The 21409-nt window shown below is 51.7% G+C and carries 17 protein-coding genes; 10 read left to right on the top strand and 7 right to left on the bottom strand.

What is annotated here, in order from left to right; translation table 11 throughout:
• The first annotated feature begins 3 nt into the window (after positions 1-3).
• Positions 4-783, top strand: a complete 780-nt coding sequence (locus ACYU87_RS23015) for a pentapeptide repeat-containing protein (protein WP_461136458.1) — start codon at positions 4-6, stop codon at positions 781-783.
• A gap of 138 nt (positions 784-921) precedes the next feature.
• Positions 922-2115: a DUF748 domain-containing protein gene (locus tag ACYU87_RS23010; protein ID WP_461136457.1), complete on the top strand. Its 1194-nt coding sequence runs from the start codon at positions 922-924 to the stop codon at positions 2113-2115.
• A 63-nt stretch (positions 2116-2178) separates the two neighbouring features.
• Here the strand turns inward: ACYU87_RS23010 and ACYU87_RS23005 are convergent, their stop codons facing one another.
• Together ACYU87_RS23005 and ACYU87_RS23000 are read right to left on the bottom strand one after the other, a co-directional pair.
• Positions 2179-2523, bottom strand: a complete 345-nt coding sequence (locus ACYU87_RS23005) for a hypothetical protein (RefSeq protein WP_461136456.1) — start codon at positions 2521-2523, stop codon at positions 2179-2181.
• 23 nt (positions 2524-2546) lie between these two features.
• Positions 2547-2828 (bottom strand): hypothetical protein, encoded by a 282-nt coding sequence (locus ACYU87_RS23000; protein WP_461136455.1) that lies wholly within the window; start codon positions 2826-2828, stop codon positions 2547-2549.
• A gap of 388 nt (positions 2829-3216) precedes the next feature.
• Here ACYU87_RS23000 and ACYU87_RS22995 point away from each other — a divergent pair, with 388 nt between their 5' ends.
• The 8 genes from ACYU87_RS22995 to ACYU87_RS22960 all read left to right on the top strand — a co-directional run bounded on the left by ACYU87_RS22995 (position 3217) and on the right by ACYU87_RS22960 (position 11952).
• The gene (locus ACYU87_RS22995; protein ID WP_461136454.1) at positions 3217-4656 is read left to right on the top strand and encodes an MBOAT family O-acyltransferase; all 1440 of its coding nucleotides are present in this window, start codon (positions 3217-3219) and stop codon (positions 4654-4656) included.
• Between the two features lie 9 nt (positions 4657-4665).
• A complete protein-coding gene (locus tag ACYU87_RS22990) occupies positions 4666-5715 on the top strand; it encodes a hypothetical protein (RefSeq protein WP_461136453.1) in 1050 nt (349 codons plus the stop codon).
• Between the two features lie 106 nt (positions 5716-5821).
• Positions 5822-6424, top strand: coding sequence for an RNA polymerase sigma factor (locus ACYU87_RS22985; RefSeq protein WP_461136452.1), 603 nt, complete (start codon positions 5822-5824; stop codon positions 6422-6424).
• A gap of 55 nt (positions 6425-6479) precedes the next feature.
• The gene (locus ACYU87_RS22980) at positions 6480-6896 is read left to right on the top strand and encodes a hypothetical protein (protein ID WP_461136451.1); all 417 of its coding nucleotides are present in this window, start codon (positions 6480-6482) and stop codon (positions 6894-6896) included.
• Between the two features lie 139 nt (positions 6897-7035).
• Positions 7036-7716 carry a porin family protein gene (locus ACYU87_RS22975; protein ID WP_461136450.1) on the top strand — a complete coding sequence of 227 codons (681 nt, stop codon included), beginning with the start codon at positions 7036-7038 and terminating at the stop codon, positions 7714-7716.
• 104 nt (positions 7717-7820) lie between these two features.
• A complete protein-coding gene (locus tag ACYU87_RS22970; RefSeq protein WP_461136449.1) occupies positions 7821-10829 on the top strand; it encodes a glycoside hydrolase family 3 N-terminal domain-containing protein in 3009 nt (1002 codons plus the stop codon).
• Complete coding sequence (locus ACYU87_RS22965) at positions 10829-11287, top strand: DinB family protein (protein ID WP_461136448.1); 459 nt, start codon at positions 10829-10831, stop codon at positions 11285-11287. The genes ACYU87_RS22970 and ACYU87_RS22965 overlap by 1 nt, the downstream gene beginning before the upstream one ends.
• A gap of 29 nt (positions 11288-11316) precedes the next feature.
• Positions 11317-11952 carry a hypothetical protein gene (locus ACYU87_RS22960; RefSeq protein ID WP_461136447.1) on the top strand — a complete coding sequence of 212 codons (636 nt, stop codon included), beginning with the start codon at positions 11317-11319 and terminating at the stop codon, positions 11950-11952.
• 55 nt (positions 11953-12007) lie between these two features.
• Here the strand turns inward: ACYU87_RS22960 and ACYU87_RS22955 are convergent, their stop codons facing one another.
• The 5 genes from ACYU87_RS22955 to ACYU87_RS22935 all read right to left on the bottom strand — a co-directional run bounded on the left by ACYU87_RS22955 (position 12008) and on the right by ACYU87_RS22935 (position 21405).
• Positions 12008-12670 (bottom strand): endonuclease III domain-containing protein, encoded by a 663-nt coding sequence (locus ACYU87_RS22955; RefSeq protein ID WP_461136446.1) that lies wholly within the window; start codon positions 12668-12670, stop codon positions 12008-12010.
• An 84-nt stretch (positions 12671-12754) separates the two neighbouring features.
• Entirely contained in the window at positions 12755-14053 is a 1299-nt protein-coding gene (locus ACYU87_RS22950; protein ID WP_461136445.1) for an OmpA family protein, read from the bottom strand.
• 255 nt (positions 14054-14308) lie between these two features.
• Positions 14309-15679, bottom strand: coding sequence for a RagB/SusD family nutrient uptake outer membrane protein (locus tag ACYU87_RS22945; RefSeq protein WP_461136444.1), 1371 nt, complete (start codon positions 15677-15679; stop codon positions 14309-14311).
• Positions 15680-15696: 17 nt separating this feature from the next.
• The gene (locus tag ACYU87_RS22940; protein WP_461136443.1) at positions 15697-18759 is read right to left on the bottom strand and encodes a SusC/RagA family TonB-linked outer membrane protein; all 3063 of its coding nucleotides are present in this window, start codon (positions 18757-18759) and stop codon (positions 15697-15699) included.
• A 279-nt stretch (positions 18760-19038) separates the two neighbouring features.
• Positions 19039-21405 (bottom strand): M43 family zinc metalloprotease, encoded by a 2367-nt coding sequence (locus ACYU87_RS22935; RefSeq protein WP_461136442.1) that lies wholly within the window; start codon positions 21403-21405, stop codon positions 19039-19041.
• Positions 21406-21409: the final 4 nt, after the last annotated feature.

The following is a 21409-nucleotide window of genomic DNA, read 5'->3' as shown; positions in this document are numbered from 1 at the left end:
CACATGAAAACTATTCTCCTTTCTTTCCTGCTCGCCTGCGCTGCTGTGGCTCCTGTTCTGGCCCAGGGAACCGTTAGTGCCAGTGATATTATGGCCAAAATCAATCGGCGGGAAGCCGTTTCCTACCAAAACACCACCATCACCGGTGACCTCGATCTGACCAGCCTGGCGAATCGAAGAGAAGTGCATGATGGCAACTGGCGGGGTGAATCGCAGGAGTTTCTGAGTACCGTCGATGTTCCGTTGACCTTCAAGAATTGTACGTTCAAGGGCAAGTTTCTAGCCTACCGGACAGATCGGCAGGAAGAACGGAAACTGCTGAGTATGACAAACAGAGTATATAATACGGACTTTACCGAAGCGGTTACCATCGTTGGCTGTCAGTTTACAGACGATGCGGCCTTCAAGTATTCGACCTTCAGCCAGCGGGCAATTTTTACCGACAACGCGTTTCGGGAAGGCGTTACCTTCAAATACAGCAAGTTTCGGAATGAAGCCGACTTCAGCGGCTCTACCTTTCGGGAATACGCCGACTTTAAGTACACCAAATTCGACGAATCATCGTCATTCCGGAAAGCAGCCTTCGAGCAGTACGCTGATTTCAAATACACCAAATTCGATGAGCGGGTCGATTTCGGCCAGGCCCGTTTCAGCAGCAACGCCGACTTCAAGTACACGCACCTGCCCCGGGGTACCAATTTCGATGATACCCGGTTCAACGGGTCTACGGACTTCAAATACTCCACCCTTGATGGACGCCGGTTTTCGCCGAACGGCCGGTAACGCATGACGCGTAAGGTCGCAAAACAACAGGAAAATGGTTGGCTTTGGTGGAGAGCGTTGATCTAAAGTCGCCCACCGAAGCCAACCATTTATATGATTGCTCGTTTATAAGAGCGTTACACCAAGCCCGTCAACGTTTTGAAACGAACAACCAAAATTGTCCTTGCTCTTGTCGTTCTGCTGATCATCGCCCGATTGTTGCTGCCCTACTTCGTGCTGCGGTATGTCAACAAAACACTGGCCGATATGGGAACCTACACCGGCCACGTTGATGACATTAGTATCCAGCTTATTCGGGGCGCTTATCAACTTGACAACCTGAACATTCGTAAAGTCAACGGTAAACTGAAAGAGCCTTTTCTCTTTATTCCAAAAACTGATCTGTCGGTTGAGTGGCAATCGCTGTTCAAGGGTAAACTGGTTAGCGAGGTGGAGTGCTACCAGCCCAAAATCAATTTTGCCTTCAGCGACAACGAAGCCAGTAACCAGACCGGAGCCGATGTTGACTGGACGTCTTACCTGAAAAAACTGTTACCGATCAGCATCAACCGGTTCGCGGTTATCGACGGTGAAGTCAATCTGACAAGCTTGGTTACGAAACCCCGCGCCGATTTGTCCATCCAGAAATTTCAGGGAGAGATCCGGAACATTCGGAACGTAGAAGACAAAGCGAACCAGCTCCCTTCTCCCGTCGAAGCGCTGGGCGACGTGCCGGGATATGGAGGCACCGTGAATTTCTCGGCCAACATGAATTTGCTGAAGGAAGTACCGGATTTCGACTATAAGCTTCGGTTCAGCGATCTGCAATTGTTGAAACTTAACCCGCTTGCCCGTCACTACGCCAACCTTGATTTTGAGCGGGGCACCGTGAGCGTTTACAGTGAGATGGCCATGCTCAACAGCAAGCTCAACGGCTACCTCAAGCCGCTGACGAAGAACATGCAAATTTTTAAACTTAATGAGCATGAGGGCCGATCCATCGGAAAATTCTTCACCGAACTGGTCGCCCAGGGGGGTACGGCTATCCTCAAAAACCAGAAGCACGATCAGGTAGCCACCCGGATTCCGCTCAACGGCACCATCGACGATATTAAAACCGCGACCTGGCCAACCATTTTTGGCGTGTTGCGCAACGCATACATCGAAGCCTTCAAGGGTGAGTTCGACAACAACATTACCCTGCAGGATGCGGTCAAAAGTTTTAAAGAGGACTTTAAGGCTAAGCGAGCCGAGCGGAAAGCGGAACGGAAGGAAAAACGAGCCGAACGAAAGGTAGAACGACAGAAGAAACGAGAAAAGCGGAAGGCTGAGCGGAAAGCGAAACAGAACTGAACACGCCGGGTAGTCAGGATTGTTTCCTGGCTACCCGGCGTGTTCGTTGACAACTGGGTTCCGTTAGTTCTTGCGCCGATCGATCAGCGTGTCTTTACGGGCACCAGATTCCGTACGACGGGGCTGGTATCGGTTGGTCCCCTTTTTCACACCGGCATCCTTTTCTTTCCGGTACGAAGGAATAGCATTGTCTTTGCTCTCCAGGTTATCCTTCAGTGAAGGCGGTGGAATGGGTTTCTTCGAGCGGGCCATAGCGGATGCCGACATCGGTTTGGCCGAGTTAGCCGAGCCAGAGGTCGCCTTGGTTGTCTTCGCGGGTTGGGTTGTCGTCTGCGCCAGAGCAGGGGATGCCAGCAACAGTACACCGAGCAATACTTTAATCATACCGTTGATATTAAGTTTGTTCACTGAAAATAATCGATAAAGGGGTATCATCGAACGCTGTCCACTTTTGTGGCGCCCCCCCGGCGTAGGGAATCAGGCCGTAGCCGTTTCTGCTTCCGGTTTTTGGGCAACGTCGAATCGACACCAGCTTCCATTTTCATCCGTTGCTGCCGATTGGCGGGCTTCATCTTGGGACGAACCGGGTTGGCCTGCCGTGTATCCGTCGTTGACGTCGATTGCTGCATCGTTGGCGTCTGGCTGCTCTGCCCCAACGCGCTGATGCTCATTGTACCGCACAGAAGACCAGCAAAAATCAGGATACGTTTCATACCGTTCGATTAGTTGTTTACAACAAACCCGTTAAGCCGTGTGAAAGTTAGGCCGTGTTCGATTTTTTATTCATCGAATTCATCGGTCAGGCCCCTTATCACCGACTAAGTCCACAGAAAATTTAGTCTATATTTTAGTCAGGCAATCCCATATCCAGCCCGGTTGTACCGGCTCTGGTCAGCCAGTTCTTAATGTGCTGGTGCCATCCTACGACTGTATTGGCCAGCAGCTCCTCCACTGCAATATTTAACAATACATAACATTCTGACAATCAATATTTTATATTTCAATCTTTACGATCAGTGTCTATTTAACCGACAACGAGTTTTGGTATGTATCTCAGATAGGATGTTATTTGTGATTCTCTCCGTACTAACATAACCTAGAATGCTGTTTAATTCGCTTCATTTTCTTCTATTTTTTCTATTTACAACACTCGCCTATTTCAGCTTACCATTGCGCGGACGATGGCTTCTGTTGCTGGTAGCGAGCTGTTATTTTTACATGGCCTTCATTCCGATTTACCTGCTCATTCTGGGGGCGGTAATTTTGATTGATTATGTAGCCGGTATATACATCGAGCAGTCGCAGGGGCGTCGTCGCAAACTCCTGCTCATCTGTAGCCTGATCGCCAACATTGGCCTCTTGTCTTTCTTCAAGTACTACGACTTTTTCAACCAGCAGCTGACCAGCCTTTTAACCAGCGCGGATCTGACCAATCCGGTGCCCATGCTGGGCGATCTGTTACCCGGTATCGTTTTGCCCATCGGTTTATCGTTCCATACATTTCAGTCCATCAGCTACACCATCGAGGTGTACCGGGGCAAGCAGGCAGCCGAGCGAAACTTGGGCGTCTATTCGCTGTATGTGCTGTTTTATCCGCAACTGGTAGCCGGACCGATCGAACGGCCGCAGAATATACTGCATCAGTTTCGGGAATTTCACCCGTTCAACTGGGAGCGTGTCCGGTACGGGCTGCTAATGATGGCGGGGGGCTTTGTAAAAAAAGTGGTCATTGCCGACCGAATGGCGCTGGTGGTCGATCCTGCTTTCAGTGATGTTTCGAACGCCAACGGCTCAACTCTTCTGCTGGCGGCTGTCTTTTATTCCATCCAGATCTATTGCGACTTTTCTGGCTATACAGACATCGCCATCGGTGCAGGGAATGTATTGGGTATCAAGATGATGAAGAACTTCGACACCCCTTACCTGTCAGCATCGATCAGTGAATTCTGGCGTCGTTGGCATATCTCCCTCTCAACCTGGTTTCGCGATTACGTATATATCCCGCTCGGCGGTAACCGGCGCTCCACGGCCCGAACCTACATAAACACCTTTGTGGTTTTCGGCTTGAGCGGACTTTGGCACGGGGCCGACTGGAAGTTTATAATCTGGGGGTTGTTGCATGGGCTATATCTGACGCTGGGCCAGATGATGAACAAACGTACCGCTTCCCGGAAGCAGCACAAGCAGACCGAATTTCAGCTCAATAGCCTGGTCGGTCATCGAACCAATCAGCTTCTAACCTTCTTGCTGGTTACCCTGACATGGGTCTTTTTCAGAGCAGCTACCACCGCAGACGCGCTGCTTGTTTTACGCAAACTTCTGACGTTCGATTTCAGCGGCCCCATCCAAACGGCCATTCAGCCTGCAGAACTCGCGTTCAGTTTTCTTCTGATTGGCGGTTTATTGCTCGAACCCCGCTGGATAACCTACACCCGACGCGCTGACAATCGGGCGTTTTGGTTACTTATACCCGCTCTGGTACTCCTTTGCTACTTCTTCGGTGTTTTCACCGCGAACCAATTCATCTACTTTCAATTCTGATCTTTTCTCATGCTTACTACCATCCTGAAATGGGCAATACTGCTCGCATCGGGCGGAATGCTGCTGCTGGCATTGACCCCCCGTCTGCAAAAATGGCTGGACCGGCACGGTTTTATACCTGATCAATACACCTATGGCGATCTGTACAATGTATCAAATCTGAAGGCTTTTAAGGAGGAAGATTTCAACGAAAGCGACGCCCTCACGGACGCAGATAAGCCCAGCCATTATAAAGACGTACACCTGTATACCATTGGCGACAGTTTTACGAAAATGGATACGAGTTACTACGCGGGCGGGCGCAACGTGCACGTCTGGATCGGCGGCAATTCGGGGGTTGACGTAAAACTGGATAAGACAAAGAAGAATATTCTGGTTATTCAATTTATCGAGCGGGTCTTGCAGGAGCGCCTGTACTACCCGGAATACAAGGAGATTTACATGGACGAAGGTATCACCGAGGCCGGGCACCCGACGACACCAGCCTCGCAACCCGCCGAACCAACCGGACTGAAAGAATGGATCATGACCCGTTTCGGAAGTGAAATCAACCAGCGGCTGGAGTTCCTGTTGTTTAACCGCTGGCCCTTCATCCAATTTAAGGAAGCGAAAGCGCAGCTGACACTCGATGCCTTTGGCCGTGTGCCGGGAGCCACTATTTCGCAGGATAAAAAACATTTATTCTACCAGCTCGAAGCCGACTCTTCCTTTGTTTTAAGCGCCTTTCGCCACATCCCTGACCAACGGCTGGATACGCTGGTAACAAACCTGAACACCATGCGTCAACACTACCTCGACATGGGTTTCAATGAAGTGTACGTCTGCCTGATTCCGAACAAGGTAACCATCCAGAATCCGACGTATGGCGTATACAACCACCAGATCGAGCGTATTGAAGCCAGCCCACGTCTGCAAGCGCCGGTCATTTCTATGATCGATACCCTGAGGCAGCACCCGAACTGGTATCATCGGGGCGATGGCCACTGGGATAAAAATGGCAAGCGATTCTGGTTACGCCAGGTTAATACGCTGGTAACGAAGTGGTCCGACGAACGCTGAGCGCAACCAGTTGTACGGCTTCTTCCCAGTTGAAAGAAACCCTGAAAAACAAATATGGAATCTGGACTGTTCCTGCATCTTTATAGCGTAAGCAGCCCGTTCGTGTATGTTTTTAAAACTGTTTCGCAAACCCAGAGCCAGTTCTACTGCTTCCCGTAAAGAACCAGCTGACTACATTGCCGCCTATCGTGCCACCGGCGATCTGGCGGTACTAGGTGAACTCTATGAGCAGCACATGGACCTTGTCTATGCGGTTTGCTTCAATTACCTACGCGATGAGGACGAGGCCAAAGATGCCGTTATGAACTTGTTTGAGCAGTTGGTAACCGACCTGCGTAAGCATGAGATACAGCAGTTTGGTCCCTGGCTGCACAGTGTGGCGCGCAACTATTGCCTGATGCAACTGCGCAAGACAAATGCTCATCTGAAAACTACGCTGGTAACTGGTACCGGTGCCGACCTCGACGATGAGCCAGTTATGCAACTCTCGGCGGACGAGGTAGATAAGTCGGAACTTGAAGAAGACCTGACCATGATGGAAGCCTGTTTGCAAACCCTGCCCTACGAACAGAGAACCTGCCTGACACTTTTTTACCTGGATCATAAAGCCTACACCGAAGTGGCTGACCTGACTGGCTACGATCTAAAACAGGTAAAAAGTTATTTGCAAAATGGGCGTCGAAATTTAAAAATTTGTATGCGTAAGTAACGCGGACGAAAGCGCGTGTTTTAAGTGATGGTGGGTTTTTTCCTGCCCGACTCGTATGAACGACCAACTAAGTTTTACCGATTTACAGGCCTATCAATCCGGTCAGTTAAGCGGCCCGGCCCGGTATCGCGTGGAGCGGCTTCTACTCGAAAATCCTTTTTACGCCGATGCTCTGGCGGGGCTGGAGGCTATGCAGCAGACGGCGGCCGGTGCAGCAGCCCGCCCAACAACCGACCAGCTAGCCGATCTTCGGGATGCCCTGAACGAGCGTATCCACGAATCGGCGAACCAGAAACGGCTCTGGCCACTCTGGATTGCTACTACTACAGCCGCCATTCTGTTTATGCTGGCTATGGCTGTTTATTTCATCTTTTTTGCTCCGAAGCAACCCGTCAAGCCCATCCAGAAATCAGCCCCTACGGTTATACGCACAGCACCTGATAACCCGGCAGTGGGACTGGTAAAAACATAGCCATATGGGGAGCTTTCATCACCTGGCTGCCCTATTTCCCGCTTCCCTTTCAATAAAACTCTAACTATTCTTTCGGCAGAATAAAACATTTATAAAACGTAAGGCGTTAAGCGGACATATCAACTTTATTAGATTTCCTATGTTTCGCGCAAATTCACTACGCTTTACTCTCTTCTCATTTATCCTCATTAGCGCCTGTTTATCAAGCAGTTTTGCTCAGCAACGATTCAGTGCAGGGCCACGTGTCGGCTTAAATTTGTCCACATTTGGCATGGATGCCAAGGACTATACGTTACGTCCGGGCGTAACCGCCGGTGCGTTCCTGATGTACAGCTCCCTGAACCATTTCGGCATTTCGGGTGATGTTCTTTACTCACAAATGGGAGCCAAATACTCGGCACCCGCCAATAATCAGGCTAACTCATTCAAACAGCGGATTAACTACCTGGAAGTTCCCATTGCGTTACGCTACTTTCTGACATTGAACGGCAATTTCCGGCCTAACGTATTCTTCGGTCCATCATTCGGGTTTAAGCTCAACGCAAAACGGACAAACCTGGTGGAGAACGGTATTGCCAGACCAGATTTCGATAACAGCGCCGAATTTCGGTCAATGGATTTAGGGTTGATCGCTGGTTTTCAGTTCAACTTCAAGGGATTGGGCGATCGGCAACGCTTCCTGATCGATGCCCGCTATCGGTACGGTCTGAGCGACATTACGCTCAACAACAATCAGAACGTCAACAACTCGACGATCACCCTGACCCTTGGCTACGGCTTCGGCGTTGGTCCGGAACACCCCAGCCGGTACCGGAAATAGTCAATTCCCACGTTGCCTGAAGTGTCCTCGCCCGACTTATTTAATGAGTCAGCGAGGACACTTTTTTGTATTTTTGGCCTATCACGACCCCAATTTCTTTTCTCATGCCCTTCTGCCGGTCTGCTCTTCTTGGTTTACTCAGCGTTCTATTGTCTTTTTCGACCTTCGCGCAAACAACACCCTCATCGTTTCTCAAGCTGACTGCCCGCCAGAGCTGCTGGGCCGACTCGGTCTTTACCAACATGGCTCCCGACGATCGGATTGCCCAGCTGATCATGGTAGCTGGCTATTCGAACCGCAAACCCGCTTATGAAGACTCGCTGATTACGCTGCTACGCACTCATAAATTGGGTGGCGTAGTGATGTTTCAGGGTGGACCCGTTCGGCAGGCGCACTTAACGAACCGTCTTCAGGCCAGTTCTGCCGTACCGCTGCTCATTGCCATGGATGCCGAGTGGGGCCTGGCCATGCGCCTGGACAGTACCGTTCGCTACCCTTACCAGATGACGCTTGGGGCGATGCAGGGCGCGGGATCCGACTCGCTGATTTATCAGATGGGCGCCAATCTGGCCAAACAGGCACGCCGGTTGGGTATGCACGTGAATTTCGCCCCATCGGTCGATATTAATAATAACCCAAATAACCCCGTCATTAATTTCCGCTCTTTCGGCGAAGATAAATATGCCGTGACCCGAAAGGCCCTCGCCTACATGCGAGGTATGCAGGACAATCAACTGTTGACCAGCCTGAAACATTTCCCCGGTCATGGTGATACCGGCACGGACTCGCACTACGACCTCCCGCTCATCAGCAAGAGCCGTGCGCAACTCGACTCGCTGGAACTGTATCCGTTCCGGGAACTGATCAACGCGGGTGCCGCCGGGGTAATGATTGCGCATTTAAGCATTCCATCTCTCGATACAACCCGCAACCGGCCTTCAACGCTCTCACCTGCCATTGTAACCAACCTGCTCAAAAACGAACTGGGTTTTAAGGGGCTCGTTTTTTCCGACGCGATGAATATGAAAGGGGTAACCAAATTCTACCCATCGGGGAAGGCCGATGAACTGGGTTTGGAAGCGGGAATGGACGTGCTGGAATTTACGGAAGATGTACCAAGTGCCCTGGCGCAGGTTAAACAGGCCATCGCCGACGGGCGAATCAGCCGGGCGTCTATTGATGCCCGATGCCTGAAAGTCTTACAGGCCAAAGCCTGGGCCGGACTGGATCAGTATAAGCCCATTGTGCTGGACAACCTCGTCAATGACCTGAACCCCGTACAGGATGAACTACTAAACCGTCAGCTTACCGAAAAAAGCCTGACAGTCCTGAAAAATGACCAGAATATACTGCCCTTACAGCGGCTGGATACACTCCGAATCGCATCGGTAGCCATTGAAAGTGATAAACTTACGGCCTTCCAGCAAATGGCGGGCAACTACACAAAGGTCGATCATTTTAACCTGACCTCGCGTACCCCCGATTCTACACTGGCCCAGGTTCGGGACTCTTTGCGGAACTACAACCTGATTCTGGTCGATGTTCATCTTAGCAACATTCGGCCGGCTCTCAAATACGGTCTGCAGTCCAGAACAGCCGGTATTCTTAGCGAAATGGTGTCCACCGGAAAAGCCATCGTGACCGTTTTCGGCAACGTATATGCGCTGGACAAGCTAACGTTTCCGGCGGACACCGCTCAGCCGGGGCGCAACATCGAACAGGCCAAAGCGCTTGTTATGCCCTATCAGCTGACCAACTATGCCGAAGAGTTATCGGCGCAATTAATTTTCGGTGCGATTGGGGCGTCAGGGAAGTTACCCGTTACGGTTAATCAGCGCTTCCGGCTGGGCGACGGTATACCGGTTCAACCGATTGGTCGCCTTAAATACACCATTCCCGAAGAGGTAGGTATCGACGGCCGATTTCTAACCCAGCAGGTCGATTCACTGGTTAATGTGGGGCTCACGCAGGGGGCCTTTCCGGGTTGTGTCGTGCAGATGGCCCGCAACGGGAAAGTCATTTTGCGGAAAGCCTATGGTAAACATACGTACGATGCTTCGCTCGGCGCTGAACCCAGACCCGTACAGCTGGACGATCTTTACGATATGGCCTCCGTTACGAAAGTAAGCACGTCAACGCCCGCCTTGATGCACCTGGTCGATGAAGGTAAATTCAATCTGGACGGAAAAATGGCAGACTACCTGCCCAGTTTCAAGAAGTCGAATAAAGCTGATTTGCGCTGGCGCGACGTGCTGACCCACCAGGCCCGGCTTAAGGCCTGGATACCCTTCTGGATGGATACCAAAAATCCGGACGGTTCCTGGAAACCGAAAACCTTCCAGAATGAACGATCGGCGCGGTACCCGATTGAGGTGACGGATAGTCTTTTCGAGTTCAAGAATTACCCAAAAGTCATTTTTCAGCAAATCAGGGACTCGCCCCTGAACGCGAAGAAAGAATACGTGTATTCTGACCTGTCGTTTATTTTGTATCCGCAGATTGTGAAACGACTGACGGGTGAAAATTTTGAAGATTACCTTAAAACAACCTTCTACAAACCGCTTGGCGCCACAACGCTCACCTTTTTACCACGTCGTTTTTACGCACTGGACCGGATCGTTCCAACCGAATACGACTCGCTGTTCCGTAAGACCCTGATTTGGGGGCGTGTCCATGATGAAGGGGCGGCCATGCTCAACGGCCTGTCGGGACACGCAGGCTTGTTTGGCAACGCTAATGACCTGATGAAAGTATACGAGATGTATCGCCAGCAAGGCAGTTACGCTGGACAGCAGTTTATTTCGGCCAAAACAATGGCCGAGTTTACCCTCTACCAGTTTCCGGAGTTGGGCAACCGGCGCGGGCTGGGCTTCGACAAACCATCGTTCACCTACACCGGCAACGCGCCCAAATCGGCGACCAAAGCCAGTTACGGGCACTCGGGGTATACGGGTACGTTTGTGTGGGTCGAACCCGATCCGGCTTACAACCTGACGTATGTATTTTTGTGCAATCGGGTATATCCGACCCGAAATAACCCGAAACTTGGTAACTTAAACACCCGTACCAACCTTGTTGAAGCACTTTATCAGGCAACTAAACGTGGACGCTGATGAAAAATTACCTGATTCAACTACTTGATTATGAACTCTGGGCCAACCGACGTCTGATCGACACCCTCGAAACGATTAACAATCCGCCCGCCCGCGCACTGGCGCTGATGGGACATATTTTATCCGCTCAACACGTATGGTACGGCCGGGTTATGCACGAGTCAACCTTTGTTGCTATCTGGGAGAACATTCCGGTTAGCTGGATGGGCGAAACCGCCGAACGCCAGCACCGTCAGCTAGTTAGTCATGTGCTGTCGCTTGATGAAGAGGCCTTACTGAAGCTGATCGACTATGTGAATACCAAAGGGGTTTCCTACACGGACTCGCTACTTAACATTTTAACGCACCTCAGCCACCACGCGGCTTACCATCGGGGGCAGATCGTCCAACTCATTCGACCTATGGTGGAGCAGGCACCGGAGACAGATTTTATCGTTTGGACAAGAACGGGAAAATAAGTCCGGCTAGTCGAAAACAACACCGAGTCATGTTCGACTTACGTCGGGCGCTTAGTATTTTCACTATTGACCTATACCTTCGTGTTGGGCTTTGGGCAGGTCTGGTAACCCCCTGTTCTCAACTCCCCAACTCATCCATTATGAAATACCTGATTCTTTTTTCTTTATTCGTTTCGCTGAATACGTTGGCGCAGGTTAAGCTGCCAACCAACGAAGTTGGCCAGGTTCAATATCAGGAACTTGTGCGCGTGCCTGACAGTAAACGGCCCGCCCGTCAGATCATGGAGCAGGTCCGGGCTTGGTCCGAGCAACATTACGCCGACGAACCTACCGCTGAACAGCAACAGGATGCCGCTAACAATATTCTGTTTATCAAGGCAGTACACACTATTGGCGATCAAGCAGTGCGTTACTCACTTACAATCGAAACCAAGTTCGGACGTTACCGGGCCACCCTGACCGATTTGATTACGGAAAGCGCTGGTCTTTCCCTGCCCGTTCAGCCGACCAGCAGTACCGCCAGCGAGATCGAGCGTTCGTCCAGCAGTAAGATCCCGAACAGAAAGCTTATCGAACAAACCGTTCAGCAACAGGCCGATTTGTATCGCCAAATCGACAAATTCTGCCGGGACACGTTAGCCAGTTTGAAAGAAGGCTTGAAGTAACCAGCTCGAATGGTCTTCAGCGTGGAGTCAGCACATAGAACCGTAAGGGATCAAGCTACCGATGCCGGTCCACACCGATCTGTTCACACCAGGGAAGTACAGGGCATGTTGAACAATGTGGTAGCGTTCCGGTACAAATGTGCTTCCCGAAAGGCATCAGCAACCGGTTTATGTTGACCCATTGTTCGCGGGGCACCTGGGTTTCCAATACCTTCAGCGTTTGCTCGGGTTGCTTGGTATGGACGTAGCCCCAGCGGTTAACAACTCGATGTACGTGCACATCCACACTGATCGCGGCTAACCCGGTTGCCACACCCAGGGCCAGATTAGCGCACTTAGGGCCAACTCCCTTCAGCGATATCAGCGTGTCATACTGGGCGGGCAGGTCACCACCAAACTCATTCACAACGCGTTCAGCGATACCCAGCATAGTATAGGCTTTCTGATCGGGATACGTGGTGCCGTACAGCAAATGTGTCAGCGTTGATACGTCCAGTTTAAGAAGTTGCTGGGGCGTTCGGGCCTGCTCAAACAAACGAAGTGATACCGGAATGGTTGTTTCATCGAGCGTTCGAATCGACACGATGCACGAAATCAGTTGCTCGAATAAGGTATTATAGCCCCGCTCGAACAGATCGAACATGGCCGCCTTGGGGTACGGCTGAATCGCTTCATCAATGTGCGCCAGAACAACGTCGAGGTCAAAGTCAGGTTTCATCCGGTTTCAGTATTCAGTTTACGGCGGACCGCCGTGGCGACGGTCCGCCATAAACTGAATACCTGAAACGCACCGCTAAGGTTTTCAAACCTTGACAATTACCATTTCCACACGCCGGTTTTCGGGGCGCTCTTTCAGCGTTTTGTTGGTATTGATCGGTCGGGACGGCCCATATCCGACGGTCTCGATTCGGCTGGTACTGATGCCTTTATCAACCAGGTAGCGTTTCACTTCATTAACCCGGTTGCGCGACAACTCGACGTTTGCGTCAAATTCACCCACCGTATCCGTGTGTCCTTCGAGCCGGATTTGCATCGTTGGGTTAGCCTGCATCACCGTGGCCAGACGGTCCAGCTCGGGAAATGACTCGGGTTGCAGATCATATTTCGACACCTTGAAATAGATATTCTTCAGCGTGATTTTGGCGCCTGCTTCGATGGGTACCAGATTAAAATCACGTACCACATCGACACGGTTTGTGGCGAGGGTATCACTCTGGCTGAAATAGCCTTTTGCCGACGCCGTCACGGCATACACCCCTTTTCGGTCAATATCGATTTTATATTTCCCGCCGGGCGTAACACTCTGTACAGAATCAGCCGGGTCGCTACCTGATGCTTCAGCGCCCGATATGAGCCGATACGTAATGGTTGCCCCAATGGGTTGCTTCGATTTAGCGTCGCGGGTTATGCCGTTAATAGCTACCGCAGACGGTGCAGGCATCGCTTTTGGCTGAACAGGTGCAGGAATAGCGGAGTCGGTGGGGTCGGTCGATTCGCCCATACCAGGCTTTGTCCGGGGCGTATACCGGGGTTGTTGCGGTTTGGGCTGAACCGGCGACTTAGGCGTACGCTGCGAATACTGGTTTTTGCGGAGTGGATTGACGATGTGCACCCCCCAGAAATTAAAACAAATGAAGCCCCCGCCGTCTCGGCACTCAAATAAATCGAAAGTTGTATAACCGGGGTCTATCCGTTCGAAGTAGGCAACAAAGTCAACGCGTTCGCCGGGCTGGACTTTGCGTCGAACTTCGAGCGGAATATTTTCCGCCCGAATAAATTTATAAGAACGCTCCCCCTGGTTCACGTACAGCCGGGAGGTTGGTTGAAACCCAATGTTACTCGAGTTTTCCAGTTCCCCCCCCCGCCTACCATTGGGCATAGGAATCGAAAATGGAAACGAACGGCCATTCAAGCCTTCTCTGCGGGCCTGAAACTTCATGTAAACAATAGTGTACTGAGCGGTTAATTCAATGCGCTGTATGGCTACGTCGGCATCATTTACGTCGTCTACACGCGGGTTCTCAGTCGTAAACTGTACCTGCGCGCGTAGGCCTGTGGCAAACAGCAAGAAAAACAGACAGGTAAGTAATTGGCGGTTCATAGTCGTTAGAAGCAAAGCATGTTGTCTATTAACGTTTGACTATGCCGGGTAGTTTATGGTTTAACAGAGAGCGACCTGACGGATCAATTTTGATCAAAAAAGGCGTGCCACAGTTTGGAACCGTGGCACGCCTTTTTTAATGGTAGAGTCAGTTTTGAGTGACCGGCTCGGGCGATTAACTTCGTATTATTCGGTGTTGAGAAGCCGCCCGATTCATATTTAAGAATATGACTTCACCCGAAGTACACCAGACATTTAATAACCAGCGTTCTGCAAAAGGGCAGGGTTGGTCGTGATCTCCCGCAACGGAATCGGGAAAAGCAGTTTGGGCGAATTGTAAGGTAATGTGCCGACACTGGCCTTTGTCCGTTTGATGTCATGAATGTACGTTCCTTCGAAGGCCAGTTCGAACCGACGCTCTCTCAGGATGTTCGCCAGGGTTAACTGCGCTGTCGTTAACAGCGTTGCCCCCGCACGATTTCGGATAACATTCACGTCGTTCAGCGGTGTATCACCGATTGTCGTACCAGACCGAAAGTTAGCTTCGGCACGAGTCAGATACATTTCGGCCAGCCGTAACACCTGAATATTACCGTACTGATTGATGAACTTTTCTGTCCGGAAGAGGCCGTCGTCATCGTAAAACAACCCCGCCCGACGATCAGTCGAACCGAATTGCGCGATGAAGCTTTCGTTTATGTCAATATCACCCCGACCACCTTCAGACGACGAGGCATAGAATGTATTTACGTCGTTTATACCATCCTGATCGGTGATTTGAATGGCAAAAATCGTTTCATTGGAATTTATACCGTTCTGAAACTCCCGCGTATCGAACACCAGATCCGTGTCTACCAGCTGGTATGTTTTGCTGGTAATAACCCGGTTAGCCGCATTAGCCGCATTGGCATAATCTGCTTTCTGCAAATAAACCCGCGACAGTTGCGCCCCAGCCGCTCCCTTTGTGGCAAAGAAACTGTTTGTGGCCGGAAGCTTGGCCTCGGCGTCGGTTAAATCGGCAAGCACCTGCGTGTACACAGCCGCAACCGTACTGCGTGGCACATTCGAATTAGCGTCGAGGTTGACCGTGGGCGTCGTTACCAGAGGAACCCCGAGACTGGCATTCGGATCGCCATCACTCCAGTCTTTCCCAAAGAAGCGTACCAGCTCGAAATACAAAGAGCCCCGGATAAATTTCGCTTCGCCCTCAATCCGTGCCTGATCGGTTGTAGCCGCCAGGTTCAGGTTAGCCAGAACCGTGTTGCAGATATTGATCGTACGATAAGCATCCGTCCAGGTAACGTCGGCCTGCCCATTATTTACCAATATATTCTTGGTATAAATCTGCTGGGGAGCCGTGAACGTACCTGTCCAGTTCACATCGCCGGAAGAGGGTACCGTGGCCAGCAATTCGCCGTCACGAATTAAACTACCACCGTATAAATTGATACCACTCAGGCCATCATAGGCCCCAACGAGCAAGGCGTTCAGGTCGGAAGCCGTTGATAGCGCCTGCCCCGTTGCTACTGAGTTTACGGGTTTGATATCCAGTTGGCTGGTGCAGGAGGCCATCCATAAGCCTACCGACATAACCGACGCCAGTATGATTGATTGTTTCGTTCTCATGAGTTGTTTGTTGTTGCTTAGAAGCCAATTTGTAGCCCACCGATAATGGTACGTGGCTGTGGAGCGGAATAAAAGTCAACGCCAAGGTTAACGGGGTTGCCGGTGTAAGCATCCGAATTAACTTCCGGGTCCCAGCCCGTGTACTTCGTGAACGTCAGCAGGTTTTGCCCTGTAGCATAAATCCGGACCCGGTTCAGGTGAAGGCGAGTCAGGAGCGCTTTGGGTAAGGTGTAGCCCAGCGTAACGGTCCGCAGGCGCAGGTAATCTCCTTTTTGCAGGTATCGAGACGATTCACCCGTGCCATTACCGCCGTACAAACGGGCCTGGGGAACATTGGTCACATCGCCCGGATTTCTCCAGCGGGTCAACTGATCAATCGACTGGTTATCGAAGTAATCGCCATTGGCCGACTGAAATTTACCCCCACCGTTGTAGATGTAGTTTCCAGCCTGGCCGTTGACCAGTACACTCAGGTCGATACCCATGTAGTTAAAGGTGTTGGTAATACCACCGATAAATTTGGGTGCCGGATTACCCAGTGGCACATAAGCGGCTTCGTTGTAGCTGTTCGTGGTCGAGCGATCCAGTGTACCATCGGCATTGGTCGAGTTCTTGTAATAGAGTGCATCCCCATTCTGGACATCTACCCCAGCGTATTCAGGACCAACAAATACACCCAGTGGCTGGCCTTCCTGCGCCCGGTTCAGGAAACTACCCGTAATGGTTGTACCTCCCAAATCAGTGACCACGTTTTTGTTATAGGCAATGTTCAGTGAGGTTGTCCATTTGAACGCACCCGTCAGGTTATTGGAGTTGAAAACAAACTCAAATCCTTTGTTTTCCAGCTTACCTACGTTGCGCAACTGTGTCCGGAAGCCCGACGAGCCCGGCACGTTTACATTGAGTAGCAGGCCACTCGTATTCTTCTCGTAATAATCGATTTCACCCGAGAAGCGATTGTCTAGGAAACCAAATTCAAGACCGATATCGGTCTGTAACGTCTTTTCCCAGGTCAGGTCCGGGTTTGGGATCTGCGAAGGAGCCTGCCCCGGTATACCCGCATAACCAGCTGATGACCCCGCATTGTTGGTAGCAGCGTATAACGCCAGTGAGCTGTAGTTCCCAATTTCAGCATTCCCGGTCAAACCGTAACTGGCGCGCAATTTCAGCAGGCTTAAGGCACGAACATTCTTCAGGAAAGACTCCTCATTGAGAATCCAGCCCGCCGATACAGCCGGAAAGAAACCATACCGGCTGTTGACGCCAAATCGTGATGATCCATCAATACGACCCGAAGCACCGACCAGGTAACGGTTGTTGAAACGGTAGTTTACCCGCGCAAAATACGACAGGAAGCTAAATTGACTTTCCTGGCCATTACCCGCCGTGATTTTGGCAGCGGCCGTGATTTGCTTGTAGGCATTACTCGGGAACTGTTGTCCCGTAACCGAGTTGAAATTCAGCCGTGACTCCTGAAACGACATACCGACAATAGCGTCAACATCGTGTTTTTCGGCAAAAGTCCGGCCAAACGAGAAGTAGTTGTTGGTCGTGTAATTAGCCACCTGCCGGAAACCGTTGTCGCCCAAACCGTTTGGTGCACCCGTATTCCGTTGGGTTTCGCGTCCATAATACCCCTCTTCTTGCTGGCTCAACAGATCCGTGCCGAACTCAGTACGGAACGACAGGCCAGGCAGGAGTTTGTAATCCGCATAGACATTGCCGATAACCCGATAAACACGCGCTTGTAAAGCAGCATAGTCCCGGTTCAGGAGAGGATTGTAGTACAACGTATAGTCACCGCTCAATTGGCTGGTGCGCGGATCAGTTACGGGCGTCAGGGGTGGTAAAGCCACAATTTGCATCGGTGTCGAGAAGGCGTTATCGTTCGATACACGGTCGTTGATCGAGTGCGACAGATTGAAGTTCACACCCAATGTCAGCTTATCCGTGGCGGTATGGTCCAGATTGACCCGGCCGCTCAACCGCCGAAACCGGTTCTTAATCAGAATCCCACTCTGGTCGAAATACTGACCTGAGATAAAAAAACGGGTCTTTGCATCACCACCCCGTGCGCTCAAATCATACTGCTGCGAAGGGGCTTTCTGAAACGCTTCCTGCTGCCAGTCGGTGTTGTACTTTGGATTGGCACCCTGCCAGCCCGTCGCATCGCCAGCGGAATAGCGCGTAAATCGGTTCGCCAGCGACGTTTCTGACACAGCCCCGGTATTGGCCCGTGCCTCCTGCAACAACTCCACGTACTGCTGGGTGTTGAGCCACTGGCGCAGGTGCGTCGGATTGCTGGCTCCTACCTGGGCCGATGCTTCAAAGGTCGTTTTAGCCGCCCGTCCCTTCTTGGTCGTAATCAGTACTACACCATTAGACGCCCGCGCGCCATAGATAGCGGCCGACGAGGCATCTTTCAGAATTTCCAGCGACTCAATATCGTTCGGGTTCAAATCGGCGATGGGGTTGGTTGGTGCTGTTGTCGACGACTGATCGGCCGACGTCATGGGAATACCATCAATAACGTAAAGTGGCTGGCTGCTGGCCGTTAGGGACGACGAACCCCGCACCCGAATCTGAAGTCCCTGCCCTACTTTACCGTTCAGCGACGTGATTTGTACCCCGGCTACTTTACCCTGCAGCGCCTGTTCGACGCTGGGTACGGGAATATTTTCAATATCGCGGGCACCTACTTTCGCAATATTTCCGGTCAGGTTACGCTTCGACTGAGCCCCATATCCGGTCACGATCACTTCATCGAGCGAGCGGGAATCGTTACTGAGTGATACATTCACCTCAGACCGGTTGCCAATCGCCACTTCCTGTGTCAGGACACCGACAAAGCTGTAGACCAGCGTTCCCGTGTTAGCGGGCAGGGTAATCGTATAATTACCCCCAGCATCTGTCTGGGTACCCTTATTCGTCCCTTTGGCGACGACAGATACGCCTGGTAACGGGGACCCATCCTCTGCCGCACTGACTTTTCCGGTCACGCGACGTTCCTGCTGAGCACTGACCTGAGTGCTGATGACACTACAGCAGGCGATCAACAGAAGTAGTAGAAAATTTCTCATTTGTTGATAGATTAAATTTGGAAAACAACAAAAGTACAAATCAATATACGGTAATATCAAAATTTGCCATATAAATCATATATTCTAATTATAAAATATAATTTACGTTATTTTTTGATTAAATTTTTTGAATCGTCGCTACCCCATGCGGTAATTGCATTCTGTACCCTGCAAGGCTTGCTACGGTATACAGTCACAAAAAAGAAGCGTCCAGTGAGTACCCTCCTAGAGGTTCCACTGGACGCTTCTTTTTAACCCTGCTCTCTCCGGTAGCTTCCCTTATTGCTTCACAATTCGTCGTCTAAACACCTGCTCCCCTACCCTGACCTCCACAAAATACACACCGGCCGGAGCCGTTTTCAGGTCGAGGGGTTGCTGGAACAGATCGGCTGTTTTCTGGTGATTCTGCCGGATAAGCTCAACGCCGTTCAGATTGCGCACACCCAGCGTTAGAGCACCTCGTTGCGGCCCGTTGAACAACACCATCATCTGGCCATCGGTCGGGTTAGGCGTTACCTGCAAGGCCTGTTCGGCCGGGGGCGTGGTGGCCGTAACGGTTCCCGCCCGAACGTTAATGGTCACGACGGCGGTGCTGTTACACAGATCCAGACCCGAACCCGCCACCGTGTACGATGTCGTTTGTGTGGGTTGGGCAACGACCTGTGGCCCCAGAGTCGTGTTCAGCCCGGCGCCCGACCAGGTGAAAATGCTGGCCCCGCGGGCATTCAGCGTAACGGTTTGCCCCGGATCGATGAAGATGGCGGAGGCCGCAATTTGCACGAATGACTTCTGACCCACAACGGCGGCAATGTTGTGCGCCACGTTTAGCCCCAAACTATCGGCGTACCGTAGCCAGTCGCCTTGTCGGTTCTGACGCCAGGAGGTTGCCGACAGTGATTCGCCGTTTTTCGTGGTCACCAGCGCGACCGTATCACCCGTGGCGTAGGGCAGGATAATGCCGATATGGAAAGGCAAGCTGCTCAACGGTACGTTCCGATCGAAGGTAACGGTGGTGGGTCGATTGTTGGCTACGTCGTCCAGAATTACCCGCAGCGGAACGTCTTTCTGGGTCAGGATAGCACCCGGACCATTCTGAAAACCACGACCATTCCACACGGTCACCGTCACGACCGATTCCGTCGATGCGCCCCTGGCCGCTTTCGCTACGCCGAATTTCAGGGAGGCTCCGGCCAGGTTCGAATACCCCAGCTTGTTAGTAAAGAACTCCGAAACCGCCTGGCTCCGGTGGCTGTTTTGCCCGGCTACGTAGCCCGTTCCGTTCACTTCGCGCAGTATGGTTGGGGTGCCGTTGAAATTGGTCATCTCGCTGCACAAACCGGCGTTCAGCACTTCGATATACTCGGTACGAACGAGTGGATCCGATTGGCCGATGGCATTCGTAGTCACCAACGTTACCTTGAATTTGCCCGGCTGGGTATACGTAACGGTTGGGTTTTGCTCGGTAGAAGTAGCGGGAGTGCCGCCTTCAAACGTCCACAACCAGCTGGTCGGAAATCCGTCCGACAAATCGTTGAATTTGATCTGCCCGCCCAACAACACCTGCTGGTTATCAGCCCGGAAGTTCGACACGGGGCGGGTGGCGACCAACGTGCCGCATACGTTGGATGATAATAGGGTATTTCGACGGGGGCTCAATGCCATAACCGCCCGAATACGATCTTTCTGGTTAAGCGTAAAGATATTCATGCAGGCATCATTGGAATAATCCATGTAGTTCTGCACCATGTTCGTGGCCCCGCAGCTTACCCGGCCAACCGGGCAACCACTACTCGCAGATGCCTGCGGGGGCGTATCGGCGCAAAAATCGTCGCCACAACTGGCATCGCCCCAGATATGGCGCAGGCCCAGCCAGTGGCCGGTTTCATGGGTGAGCGTACGGCCCAGGTTATACGTAGCCCGCATGGTTGGGAACGTACCTTTATCGGCGTTGCCGAAGGAACGATAGTCAATCACGACCCCGTCTGTACTCGCCGGGCTATCCGTTGGAATACCCGCCAGATTCGACTGGCTCGGAAACTGCGCGTAACCTAAAAGCTGACCACCACCCGCCACGGCATCATTCAGATCCACGACCCAGATGTTGTAGTATTTGTCGGGGTTCCAGTACGTACTGGGTTTCAATACACCTTCAATGCTATTCTGATTCCAGTTGGCCTGATTGCCATTGTAGCGGTCGATACCCGGTTCGGCCATAGCCTGCCCCTGCGGATTAACCACGGCGGAACAAAACTCAATTTCAATATCGGCTCCAACCGGATTTTCGTTGAAACCGCGGGTACCCGCTTTCCGGCGGTAATCTTCGTTGAGCGTAGCCAGTTGGGCCTGCACCTGCGCCCGACTGATGTTTCTGCCCGAACCAACCGCTTCGCCATTATGCACCACGTGAACGATAACCGGAATGGTAATGACCGTGGCCAATCCGGTCCGGCCATTGGCCATTTGCTTCTTCAGCTCGATCATTTTGCGCTGCACCGAGCGTTCAAAGTCGGCCAGGGTTCCTATTTCGGGGTGTCTGGCCCGCAGCAAGCTGTCCATCTGCATCGTACTACACAGCTGGGGCGCTTGAGCACGAACACCAACCGTTACCAAGCCGAGCAGTAGTATATTGAGTATTAATCGAAACATACGC

The sequence above is a fragment of the Spirosoma lituiforme genome (assembly GCF_054776635.1).
This window is presented reverse-complemented; position numbering and strand designations above follow the sequence as displayed.